Here is an 11,789-nt window from a genome sequence, read left to right as displayed (position 1 = left end):
AGCATCAACCAGCCAAAGCCAATGCGCTGATCACCGCGGATCGAATTACCAGGTTGGGGCTATATAAGCACTTACCGATCCATAGCGGCGGATAAGGCTTATCCATATTTTCCGACAGCCAGCGCGCGGCTCGCGTCATGGCGGTTTTAGGCACTCTCGCCGCTTTTTGGTTCCACACCCAAAGCGCCTGCGCGGCATAAGCGGTTTCTTCCGCGGTTTTTAGGTAGGCTCCCCAGGATCCATCCTTATTTTGGGCGCTCAGGATCCAATCCACCGATTCAGCGACCAGGTCATTGGCAATACCGGCGCACGCGATAATGGCATGTGATGTGGCGTAATAAGGCGATGCGTGCCACTTGTCTGCCCAGAACGGATTCGTCCCTCGCGCTTTGTGAAGAAAACGCGCAACTTTTTGCACCGACGAGTTTTTCATATCCAGCCCTGCCTGCCCGAGGGCGCCCAGCACGTGAATATTTGCGCTAATCGAAGGGTTGGCTTCCAAATCGAAACAGCGGAAGTGATCCTTCTCTTCATACGAGAGCACACTGCCCAAGTCCTTTTCGATCCCATACCTAAGCAAGGTATCGAATACCAAACTTGTATCATCGCTGTCTTTGACCGTGTACCCTGCGGCAAATCCCACGCCGCGTTTTGGAACCCAGGCATTGGCAAGAAAGTCTAAATGCGGCTTGAGTTTGGCGTGTTGCTTCAGGCCGGGGATCAGGCTCAGATTCCACAACGACCACCCGATCTCGAAGACATCGAATGGGGCAACGTTTGGAAAACTGCCATCTGGTTTCATGATGTCGCGCAAATAGGCAAGCGCGGCTTTGTCGCCTTTTTTGATGTAGGTTGCAAAATAGGCGGTGGCAGACGGGCTGACTCCCACAGAGCCGTTGCTCTCTTGCAAGTTGTCCACATCGAGCATGTGTTTGCCGTCCACGCCCGCCATCTCAGCCGAAAACGCCATGGTGACATGACGGCTGATCATGTTGTCTTTCAGGTAGGCGAGTTTCACCGCGCGTTGTTTGGATATTCTGCCCAGGATGCGGTTCGCCTGATTTTTGATTAAACCCAGTTTTTCGGCTTCTGCCACCAGGGTGGGAGCGATCATTTCGAAGCCGACAGTTGCCCCGTTTGGGTCGGAGGATAGCCCCCCCGTCGCTTCGCTCACGATTCGTTCAAGGGCGAGTTTGCCTTTGACGATCTGTGCCTTGTCCGCTTCGCGGTGGCCGCGCCGTTCCAGCGCGATCATGGCGGCGAGCGTGCAAACCACGCGGTCGTGGTAGTACATTGGCGCTGGCGCGCCCCAGGTGCCGTCGGGTAATTGATTTTTTGTCAGCCAGGTTAGGGCGTGGGCGCTGATGGATGGATCGATCTCGTCCAGACGGGCCGCCCATGCTGTGTCATAGGCCGTGCTTGCCATATGACCGGGTCCGATTTCGTTGATGAGTGTCGTGATGATGTCTGTCATGAGGTTGGTATCTATTCTGGAAACCATATGCCGAATTTCAGTTTTCCGACGCCGAACACAGAATCTTTATAGCGGCGGTAGTATTCGCGAAGTTCGTTGAGCGCGTCAGGCGTAAGTTTGGCGTAGTCGGGTTCGGGCGCGCGGCGGGTATACAGGTGATCGTACAAAATAGATCGAAGTTGATGAGCCGTCATATATGGTGATGGACTGCGCGAGAAATACAAGTCTTCTTCGCCGGTGGCAAGCAGGGGCATGTCGAACGCGCTGAATTTGTCGAAGCCGATGAATAGGCTCACCGGGGGAAGTTCTTCTCCGTAATATTTTTTTACCAGCGCGGTCTTGTCGGGTATCGCGCCTTCCGCGCGGTAATGCTCAATGGCAAGGCGGGCTATGGTTGCTGAAGCCTCGTCGGCGAAAACGCCGAAGTAGAGACGAAATGCCGAGTTGGATTTTGTCGCTTCGACCACATCCTCCATGGATTGAAGCGCGCCCGCATGGGGTGTCGCTGTCAACGCCGCGCGAAAATCTCCGTAAAACCGAACCTTCACGTTGTAGCGTTCGAAGAATTTGCGATAATTTGCGTCGGTGGCGGTGCGGATGAGTCCATCGATGCCGACGCGCTGGGTGTATTCGTCGCCGCGGCTCAAGAGTTCGCGCCCAAAGACCGGAGCCAGAATGGTTTCGATCCCATGATCGAACAGCAGCGCGCAGAGTTCGATATGATTTTGGATCGACAAATCCATGTATGTTTGAAAAAAATCGTTTTGAATCTTGCCGGCATGTTCAAGCATGAACCAACGCCGCGTGCCGTTGATGGGGAATACGCAGACTTTTGCGCCGCTCGCTTTGACGAGGACGGCAACCTCTTCGGTGGGGAGTTGGAGGAATTCCTCGAACGTGGGCATCAAAGCATCCACAGCCGGGGCAGGAATCGGGGGGTGCGACGCGCGTAGTCGCCGTAGCCGGGGAGCGTCTGCGTGAGCAGTTCCTCTTCCTGTTTGGCGGCGCGCGTGAAATCCCAGATGGCGTAGATCAGGGCGGCGAGCGTGGCGAACGAGGGGTTAACAAAAAACAGCCCCGCCGCAATTCCAAAAAAGGATGTGATGACCGGGTGTCGCATGAGTTTGTAGGGACCGGTGTCGATCACTTTGTGATCGGGTTGAACTTCGACGCGCTCGGCATAGAATTTTCCGAGATGGGCGCGCGACCAGGCGTGTAGCGCGAGCGCCTTCAGGATCAATAGGATGCCGAGGAGTTGCGCGAAGAATCCCCAGGCGGCAGTGGTGCGAAAACTCAATTGCGGGAGCAACACCGGTTGCAGGATCAGAACAGCGACGAGGGTAAAGATGAACAAGGTAAAATCCCAGGCGCGGCCTGTGCCGCTGGCGGCGCGTTGTTTGTCGTAGCGGCGGATGAGGAGGAAATCCATAGCGTAAAAAAGAAGGATGGCGAGGAACGTGAGCGCCGCTTGAATCGTTGCCGGGAACATGGGGTTCAACTTTTTGCCGCGCGCGCGAGGAACCCCGCCATGGTCACCATGGCGTGATTGGTATCTTCCAAATGGAAACCGAGCCTGCGTTTTACATCGTACGCGCCGGCGCCGAAGCGCACGAGGCGAACTTTGTGTTCGAACGCTTCCCGCAAAGCGGCGTGGAGCAGGTAGAAATATCCGCCTGGCACATCGTCTTCCAACCCAAGCGCGGTGGCGAGTTGGAAGTTGTTGTCGCGCACCACAGCGCCGCATCCGACGAGTTTGCCGTCTTTGCGCAGTTCGAGCCAGTCGCCGTCGATCATCGAGAAGTTTTCGAGTAAGCCGCGCATCCATGGGTTGGGCGCGGAGCCGTGCCAGATGGACACATGCTTGATGAGGGTGAGCGCGGTTTCCACGTCTGAAACCGACCGGTGTTTGGAGAGGACGAGTCCCGCTTCCTCCGCTTCTTTCACGCTTTTCTTGTATTGTTGGCGGTCTTTTTTGTTGCCCGATTCGAGATAGGCTTCGAAGTTGTCCCACTCCATCGGCATGAAGGTGCCGGGTTCTGAAACGGTGACGGGTTCGTAGCCATGGGGCCACGCATAGCGCAGTTGTTCGGTCAGCAGGTAATCGAAGACCAGGAATGAGCAACGTTGTTTTTTGAATTCCTCCTGCGCCGCTTGCGCGAGGGCGGCAAGCGCTTCATCGTGGAGTTCTCCGCCGGGAAGCAATAGCGCGGATGTGTCGGCGAGCGGGGAACGGCATACCAATAGCGGGCGGTGCTTTAAAATAGACGCCATGAAGTTGCGGGCAATGCTTGGGAGGGGAAGCGGTTCGTTTGTGACGCGGAACAATGCCGCGCCTCCGACCGGCGTTTTGCCATCCCAGGCGATCAAATAGGTGGCGGGGCTGTCTGCCATGGCGTGTTCGCCGAACACGTACCACGCATGGCTCTGAAAGCCGCGCCCGGCGGCGATGCGGTTCCAAATGTCTGGTTTGATGTCGTGGATGCTGTGAAAAACTTCAACTTTTAACTTTGTCATATTCGCTCCCGTGCTTTTCCATTGTACATGAGCCTATGGATTTTATCGCTGGTATTTGCCTTGCAAAAGTGAAAACCGAGAAGCATGACCGTATAATTGCGCTGGAGGTTCGTCCATGCAAAATTATACCTTTCGATTGAAATCTGGGCAGGATTTGTTCGACAGTATTCAGGACTTTGTGAACGAAAAGCAGATTCAGGCAGGGTGTGTGATCGCATCGGTGGGGAGCCTGCGCCGCGCGGTGTTGCGCTTTGCGAACAGGAATTCCTTCTCGGAGTTTGATGAATTTTTCGAGATCGCGTCCATCACTGGCACGGTGTCTGTTCACGGGTCGCATTTGCATATTTCGATTTCCGACGCGGAGGGAAAAACCATCGGCGGGCATATGGAATCGGGCTGTATGATTTACACAACAGCGGAGGTTGTGCTTCTGGCGTTCGATGAGTCGGCGTACCAGCGCGAGTTTGCGGAGGATTCGGGGTATGAGGAGTTGGTGGTTTACCACTTTGCAAACACAAAAGGCGCGACGGTCACAAAGAAAAAACGGCTCTCCCGTTTCTGACGGGATTACGACTCGCAGGAAGATTCTTTGCCACGAATTTACACGGATGTTCACGAATGTTTTAAACAATCCGTGTGAATTTGTGAAATCCGTGGCTAAGGTTTTTGGGCTTTCCCGTTAATAACGATAGAGCCGAAAAAACACAAGGAAATTGGGCGCTTTTTCCCTTTGTATACTTTGTGTCCTTCGTGGTGAGGCGGTTTTCCGTTAATTCTGGAGACCCTTATTTTTTCAGCCCCGCTAGAAATTCTTCCTCATTTCGCACTGTCTCTTTGAAAGCCCAGCCTTTTGCCCAGCCGTGTGAGTTGAGGAGGGTCAACGTAGGTTGTGGCAAGAATATCTTCCTGCCCAAGCGCATCGTTGGCTTTGCCGTCGAGCAGGATGCGTCCCTGCGACATGGCGATGACGCGCTCGAAATTTTCGGCGCAAAAATCAATGTCGTGCGTGATGGTGATGATGGTTTTGCCGCGTTCTCGTAAGATTTTGATCACGTTGGCGATGCGCGCGATGTTTGCCGCGTCCTGTCCTGTTGTTGGCTCGTCGAAGATGACGATGTCTGTGTCCATGGCAATCACGGATGCGAGCGCGACCATCTTGCGCCATGTTGCGGATAGGTCGTACGGATTCGTCTCCGTTTTATCGGATAACTCGACCATTGCCAACGCCTCTTTTACCCGACGTTGAACCTGCTCCCCGCTCATCCCTAAATTTTTCGGCCCGAAAGCGACTTCGATCCCCACATTCTTAGAGAACAATTGCTCGTCGGGGTTTTGAAACACATAACCGACCCGCCGCGCCATCTTTGCTACCGAATGTTCGCGCGTGTCCCAATCGCCAATTTTTACCGAGCCAGAGGTGGGTTGAAGCAATCCATTCAGATGTTTGACCAATGTCGTTTTCCCCGCGCCGTTCTGTCCGACAATCGCAACTTGCTCACCCGATTGAATCGTGAGCGAGAGTCCACGCAAGGCTTGCACACCGGTTGGATAGGAGAACGTTAGGTTGTGGATTTCGATGTTCATGTTGATTTTGCGCAGCGGACGTTCTCTAACGTCCGCATTAGAGAATGCGGGTTACGCATTTTTGAACCCCTCCACCGCCTCATCTAATGTGACCGGCAATTTATCTTTCTTCCACAACCCGAGCTCTTTCGCCTTTCTCGCCACAGATGTGTAGCGCGAGATGCCGAATCCTTTTTCTGTCAGCAGGTCGGAGGTGAGAACGTCGCTTGGTTTTCCATCTGCAATGATCTCTCCTTCGCGTAAAGCGATCACCCGGTTTGCGAAGTTGGCGATCCATTCCACTTTGTGTTCCGCCATGATGACGGTCATGCCGCGTTCTGCCAACGCGCGGATCACGCCGAAGACTTCGCGCGTGCCGATGGGGTCCATCTGCGAGGTTGGCTCATCGAGGATGAGAACCTTGGGGCGCATGACCAGGATGGAGGTCAGCGCGACGCGTTGTTGTTGTCCGCCGGAGAGGGAGTAGGGGGAGCGATCCGCCAATTCAGAGATGCCGGTCAACTTCATCGCATCGTTCACGCGTGGGATCATTTCCTCGCGCGGCACGCCGATATTTTCCAGCCCAAAAGCGATCTCTTCGAAGACAGTGTACTTGGCGCCGCTGATCTGGTTGAACGGGTTCTGGAACGCCAGCCCAACATTCAACACCCACTCACGCAGATTCGATTTGCTTGATTCCGCGCCGGCAACTTCCACTGTGCCAGCGATCTCGCCTTTGAAAAAATGCGGAACGAATCCCGCCACTGTGTAGCACAGCGTGGACTTGCCCGCGCCGTTCGGTCCGATGACCGCGACGAACTCGCCCTCGTCCACCTGCAGGTTGATATTCTTCAATACGGGCGCGTCGGTGAGTGGATATTTGTAGGTGACGTTTTGCAGGTTTACGATAGCCACACAAATCTCCCCGCGATCAGCAGAATAGTTACGGCGATCATCCCGACCCTTGCGGTTTGCTGGGTTCGAGAATCTGGGATTTCGAGAATACTTGTTTCAACACGACTGGAGTTGAATGCGCGCGCCTCGATAGCAATTGCGCGTTCCTCAACTTCTAAAAGACTGCCGATCACCAGCGGAAGAACCAAAGGCATTAGCGCGCGAGCGCGCGTAACGATGTTGCCTTGCGTTTCCAGACCGCGCGATCGTTGCGCATCCAAAATGATATTTGCTTTGGCGACATATTGAGGAACGAGTTGAAGTGTTGACACAATGATATATGCCAGTCCGCCGGGTAGCCCTGCCTGTTTGAGCGAGATCATCAAAGTGTCTGGACGGGTGGTTAGAGAGAACAGAATAAAATTTGCCATAATATATAAAATTCTGCCAGAACTTTTGAATGCGAAGAGAGCTCCTTCCAATTTTGGCGAGAGGGGTCCAAGTTCAAACAATGGTGTCCCGCTACCCCAAAACAAGGGCTGGATGAGAAAAACAGATACGATCAGGGGCCAACTGATATTGAAAACCAATCGATACATTCTCATTGTGACCTTTCCCCAAATGGAAAGAGGCGTGATGATCGCGATCAAGATCAGATAACCCGATGCGGCGCTTGAAAACGCAAACCCGCCCAACAGAATGCAGAGCGTAAGGACGAATTTGGTAAGAGGGTTTAGTTTATGCAGCCCGCTTGCGCGGGCTGCATAAATACTCAACGAATTCATATCACCATGCGCAGATCGATTAGCGCGCTTTGAATCGCGTGGGGAGGGCGCGGAGTATGAAGAGGACGACCATGAACGATAACATTTTATCGAATGGATCAGATACGCTTCCCTGCGCAAGGACGGAAGCCCAAATATTTCCGCCGCTAGCCCTGAATGCCGCGACCAACAAATCTGTGCCTCCGCCTGTAACACCTCCGAAGACAACAGCGGCGGTGGGGGCAGAAATAATCGCCGCGACCACGCCCGTCACCAGCCCCGCTAACCCAACGTAGCCGCCATTTTGCAGTAGGAAGTAGCCGATAGCCGCTCCAATCGCAATCGCCAGCACAAAGACCACTGCATATTGCGAAACGAGGTCTCTCATGCTGGGGAAGATGGCGAAGCCTTCGCTGGTGTCAATATTGATGAAGGCGAGAACGAACATGGCGAGCGCAAAGAAGAAGACTGCGCCGATCAATACAGAAATCCAACGCGGCGATTCTTTCTCAAACACCCCACGCTTTCCGAAAAAGCCAGCCAACAAACCGATGACAACCGCAACATAGAAGAAAGGCACGGAAAACGTATTTTGAAGGGGAGGAGGAACAACCCCCCAAAGAATATTCGATAAACCACCCGTAACGGCGGCCGCCCAAGGACCGACGAGCGCGCCGACCAATACCGTGCCGATACTATCGAGATAGATCGGCAATTTCAAGTAGAACACTAATTGTCCGATGACGATATTGATCGCAATTGCGATCGCAATGAGCGCCAACGTTCTGGTGCTGAACTCTTTCTTGATATTTTCTACCATGTCATTTCTCCTTTTTTGATTTGACGATTACAACACCCATGATCGTTTTTTGTTTCACCTATTTAATCCACATTTTCGTGGCGAGGGAAAAGCGATACGAATCGTTTTGGGAGGAATTTAAGAACGAAATATACGATGAGCGTCGTAATGACTTTATCCACAGGCTCTTTTACTAGAAAATACGAAAGGTCGAATGTGAAGTTTCCAAACACCAGCGCCGCGATCAGCGATGACATAACCGCCGCAAGAATGGCAATGATCAAGCCTGCCGCGATTACTTTCCACCAGCGTTTGAACCAGCCAGCGTTGGCGAGAAATCCGGTAACGAAACCGATCAACAACGGAACGGACCAATATGGCGCATAGCTCGGCGATACGAACCCGAGGATCACGTTGGTCAACAAACCCGTCAACGCTCCAGCCCATGGACCCGCCACAACCGCGACGAACACCGTCCCGATGGAATCAAGATAAAGGGGAAGACTCGTTTTCGATACTGCCAACGCGCTTGCTCCATTGAGGACGATCCCCAGCGCCATCAATAGCCAGGTGATTCCTTTGAAGTCGTGTTTTATTTTTTCAAGCATCGTTTCCTCCGAGAGAATCTTTCCTTGACAATTTCTCCATGCGCTCCAAAAATAATTCAATGAAATCGCGCGGATGCACGCCCAGCGCAACTTTCATGTTCGCAGGCTTTTGATTGTAATTGTAAAAATCGCCGATGGTCTTGCCGAGCGAAACGCCGCCCGAGATGTCCACATCGACGGGCAAGTCTTGATACTCGCACAATTCAGGCGCAAAGGTCAGCGCGAGCGCGAGTGGGTCGTTGATCACGCAACCCTGCACGCCTTGATATTCATCGTGAAATTCCATGTAGAAGCGCGTCGCGTCGGCGATGAAACGCGTCAGGGGCGAATCGAGTCGCAGAAGGCGATCCACATCCCCCTGAGTCAGAACGCATTGATACGTCACATCCAGCGGCACAAGCGTGGTGGGAATCCCGGCGTGATAGACGATGTGCGCGGCGTGCGGGTCGGCATACGTGTTGAATTCCGCCAGCGCGGTGGTGTTGCCCTCATGGCGGATCGCGCCGCCCATGATGATCAACTCTTTGAGCGATTGCGCGATGCGCGGCTCGTGCCGAATTGCCAATGCGACGTTCGTCAGCGGACCGATCGCCACGAGTGTGACTTCGCCCGGCGCGGACATGATTTGCTCGATGAGGAAATCGCATCCATGCCGACGGGTCGGCTGGGTTCGCGGTTCTGACAGCTTTGCGTAGCCCAAGCCTGTGTTGCCGTGCGTCTCGGGCGCGAGCAGGGAGGGTTGCACAAGCGGCAGTTCGCACCCAACCGCAACAGGGATGTGAGTCGCGTTCGCAAGTTCCAAAATTGAAAGCGCGTTTATTGTCGCTTGTTCGAGCGAGCAATTGCCGTGGACGATGCTCAACCCTTCGAGAGAAATTTCAGGCGAAGCCAACGCCAGCAAAATGGCGAGCGAGTCGTCTATGCCGGGGTCGGTGTCGAGGAGGATGCGTTTCATAAAAGAGTACTTGGTGATTGGTAATTTGTACTTCGCCGTAGGGGTACAGCGAAACGAGCGTTAGTCAAAATCATCTCGCAACTCGCTGTGCCCCTACGAAATGGATCTTGCCAGGGCTTCCATACGCTGAAGGAACAGTTCGATGAACTCCTCGCCGCGCACTTGAAGCGCGACTTTCATGTTGGCGGGCTTGCCAGTTTTGCCAAGGAAATCACCGAAAGCATTGCCCATCGAAACTCCGGTGGAATAATCCACGTCCACGTACAACTCTTTGAACGTTAGTAACTCGGGCGCGATGATGGTTGCCAGCGTGAGCGGATCGTGCATGGCGCAACCCTCGCCGCCGTATGATTTGGAATGCGCGAAGCAGGTTTCCACCGCCTGCGTGATGAAACGGGTGATCGGCGATTTGGTCTCGAGCAGGCGGTCGATGTGTGTTTGCTTGAGCAGGCATTTGTGAGTCACGTCCAGCGGGATCAAGGTGATCGGAATCCCTGAATGAAAAACGATATGCGCGGCGTGCGGATCTGCCCAGATGTTGAACTCCGCTTGCGGAGTGACGTTCCCATGTTCGAGTACCGCGCCGCCCATGATGACCAGTTCCTTCACGGCTTTGGCAAACTTCGGTTCCTTGCGGATCGCCATGGCAATGTTCGTCAGCGGACCGATGGGGAAGATGCTCAACTCGCCCGGCTCTGCAAGCACGCGCTGAATCAAATAATCCACCGCGTGTCCTTCGAGCGGTTTGCTTTTCGGCGCGGGGAGTTTTGAGTTGCCAATTCCGCTTTCGCCGTGGACGTGAGCCGAAGCGCGCAGGGGTTGCACGAGAGGCACTGCGCTTCCCGCCGCGACAGGAATATGACTCGCGTTTGCCAGTTCCAGCACAGCGAGCGCGTTGCGCGTGGCGGTTTCGATGGTGACGTTGCCTTGAGTCGTGGTCAGCGCTTCGAGTTGGATCTCAGGCGAGGCGAGCGCGAGCAGGAAGGCGAGGGCATCGTCGATGCCGGGGTCGGTGTCTATGATGATTCGTTTGGGCATATGAATTATTGGTAATTGGTAATTTGTAATTGATGGTTGAGTAAACGAGGTAGACTCGTCGCGTCAAAACCAGAGACTGGAGACTAGAGACTTGTCCTGAGCGAAGCCGAAGAGGTAGAGATTATTTTTTCGACTTCCTCTTTCATCGGCAACGATGGTTGCGCGCCGAATTTTGTGGTTGCTAACGCGCCGCATGCGCAACCAAAACGGACAGCCTCTTCGAGCGATTTGTTTTCCAGCAGGGATGTTGCAAAACCTCCAATGAATGCGTCGCCAGCGGCGGTGGTATCCACTACTTCCACTTTGAACGTGTGTATCTGCTTGCTTGCTTCCGAGTTCACCAACAACGCGCCTTTGCTTCCCAGGGTCACGATCACGTTCCTCGCGCCGCGTCTCAGCAAGTCTCTGGCGGCAGATTCGGCGGAGGGGATGTCTTCGATCTTCTGACTTGTCAACAATGACAATTCCGTTTCGTTGGGGATGATATAGTCGGCGAGGGCGATCAATTCATCGGGCAATTGTTGCGCAGGCGCGGGGTTCAAAATCACGCGGACGTTATTTTCCTTGGCGCGTTGCGCGGCGCGAAGAACAGCAGGGAGGGGGATTTCGAGTTGGAGCAACAGTAATTGGTAATTGGTAAATGGACTATTGTCTACATCGGCGATTGAAACGTTGCCGTTCGCTCCTGCGGATAACACAATGCTGTTCTGTCCATTGGAGTCTACAATGATGATCGCTGTTCCAGTCGAAGAATCATCGCGTTGGACCAGGCTCGAATCCACTCTGTTTTGCTTGAGATTCTCAAGAAGAAAATCACCGAAGTTATCGTTGCCCACGCGCCCCAGTATCGAAACGTTCGCTCCAAGTCTCGCCGCCGCGACGGCTTGATTCGCTCCCTTGCCGCCGGGGATCACGCGCAGGTCTTCGCCGCTGATCGTCTCGCCGGGTTGAGGAAAGCGCGGCGCGCGCGCGACAAGGTCTGCATTGAGCGAGCCGACAACGAGGATTTGATTCATAATCAAATTATACAGTTATTCAAAATAAAAAGAACCATCTCGCGGATGATTCTTTTATGCCCCATAAACTTATTAGGTCATGGGAAGAGTGCCCCCACGGGAATTCGAATCCCGGTTTAAGCCTTGAGAGGGCTTCGTCCTGGGCCACTAGACGATGGGGGCAA

Annotated in this window: 13 protein-coding genes and 1 tRNA gene; 1 reads left to right on the top strand and 13 read right to left on the bottom strand. The window is 53.9% G+C overall.

The annotated features are described in order from the left end of the window. Positions 1 to 4: 4 nt before the first annotated feature. From IPM31_00480 to IPM31_00465, 4 genes are read right to left on the bottom strand one after another with little or no spacing between them, the layout of a single operon-like run. Positions 5 to 1,474: a cyclase gene (locus IPM31_00480; GenBank protein ID MBK9005448.1), complete on the bottom strand. Its 1,470-nt coding sequence runs from the start codon at positions 1,472 to 1,474 to the stop codon at positions 5 to 7. A gap of 11 nt (positions 1,475 to 1,485) precedes the next feature. Beyond that, positions 1,486 to 2,379, bottom strand: coding sequence for a diterpene synthase (locus IPM31_00475; protein MBK9005447.1), 894 nt, complete (start codon positions 2,377 to 2,379; stop codon positions 1,486 to 1,488). Beyond that, entirely contained in the window at positions 2,379 to 2,963 is a 585-nt protein-coding gene (locus IPM31_00470) for an isoprenylcysteine carboxylmethyltransferase family protein (protein ID MBK9005446.1), read from the bottom strand. The genes IPM31_00475 and IPM31_00470 overlap by 1 nt, the downstream gene beginning before the upstream one ends. A 5-nt stretch (positions 2,964 to 2,968) precedes the next feature. Further along, a complete protein-coding gene (locus tag IPM31_00465; protein ID MBK9005445.1) occupies positions 2,969 to 3,988 on the bottom strand; it encodes a GNAT family N-acetyltransferase in 1,020 nt (339 codons plus the stop codon). A gap of 115 nt (positions 3,989 to 4,103) precedes the next feature. On the opposite strand from IPM31_00465, the gene IPM31_00460 reads away from it, so the two are divergent. Further along, positions 4,104 to 4,550, top strand: a complete 447-nt coding sequence (locus IPM31_00460; GenBank protein ID MBK9005444.1) for a DNA-binding protein — start codon at positions 4,104 to 4,106, stop codon at positions 4,548 to 4,550. 254 nt (positions 4,551 to 4,804) lie between these two features. Here the strand turns inward: IPM31_00460 and IPM31_00455 are convergent, their stop codons facing one another. The 9 genes from IPM31_00455 to IPM31_00415 form a co-directional block, all read right to left on the bottom strand. After that, positions 4,805 to 5,572 (bottom strand): ABC transporter ATP-binding protein, encoded by a 768-nt coding sequence (locus IPM31_00455; GenBank protein ID MBK9005443.1) that lies wholly within the window; start codon positions 5,570 to 5,572, stop codon positions 4,805 to 4,807. A 51-nt stretch (positions 5,573 to 5,623) separates the two neighbouring features. Continuing rightward, positions 5,624 to 6,466 (bottom strand): ABC transporter ATP-binding protein, encoded by an 843-nt coding sequence (locus IPM31_00450; protein ID MBK9005442.1) that lies wholly within the window; start codon positions 6,464 to 6,466, stop codon positions 5,624 to 5,626. Next, positions 6,454 to 7,221, bottom strand: a complete 768-nt coding sequence (locus tag IPM31_00445) for an energy-coupling factor transporter transmembrane protein EcfT (protein MBK9005441.1) — start codon at positions 7,219 to 7,221, stop codon at positions 6,454 to 6,456. Before IPM31_00445 ends, IPM31_00450 begins: the two co-directional genes overlap by 13 nt. A gap of 28 nt (positions 7,222 to 7,249) precedes the next feature. After that, entirely contained in the window at positions 7,250 to 8,029 is a 780-nt protein-coding gene (locus tag IPM31_00440; protein MBK9005440.1) for an ECF transporter S component, read from the bottom strand. Between the two features lie 62 nt (positions 8,030 to 8,091). Continuing rightward, positions 8,092 to 8,616 carry an ECF transporter S component gene (locus IPM31_00435; GenBank protein MBK9005439.1) on the bottom strand — a complete coding sequence of 175 codons (525 nt, stop codon included), beginning with the start codon at positions 8,614 to 8,616 and terminating at the stop codon, positions 8,092 to 8,094. Further along, on the bottom strand, positions 8,609 to 9,571 hold the full coding sequence (locus tag IPM31_00430) for a nucleoside hydrolase (GenBank protein MBK9005438.1): 963 nt from the start codon (positions 9,569 to 9,571) through the stop codon (positions 8,609 to 8,611). Before IPM31_00430 ends, IPM31_00435 begins: the two co-directional genes overlap by 8 nt. Positions 9,572 to 9,664: 93 nt before the next feature. Next, entirely contained in the window at positions 9,665 to 10,609 is a 945-nt protein-coding gene (locus tag IPM31_00425) for a nucleoside hydrolase (protein ID MBK9005437.1), read from the bottom strand. 83 nt (positions 10,610 to 10,692) lie between these two features. After that, positions 10,693 to 11,628: a ribokinase gene (gene rbsK, locus IPM31_00420; GenBank protein ID MBK9005436.1), complete on the bottom strand. Its 936-nt coding sequence runs from the start codon at positions 11,626 to 11,628 to the stop codon at positions 10,693 to 10,695. An 86-nt stretch (positions 11,629 to 11,714) separates the two neighbouring features. Further along, positions 11,715 to 11,787 (bottom strand) — tRNA-Glu (locus IPM31_00415). Between the last annotated feature and the right edge of the window lie 2 nt (positions 11,788 to 11,789).

This window comes from Candidatus Defluviilinea gracilis (assembly GCA_016716235.1).
In the GTDB taxonomy this organism is placed as follows: domain Bacteria; phylum Chloroflexota; class Anaerolineae; order Anaerolineales; family Villigracilaceae; genus Defluviilinea; species Defluviilinea gracilis.
Note: the sequence above shows the minus strand (reverse complement) of the source record. Positions and strands in the feature narration are given on the sequence as shown.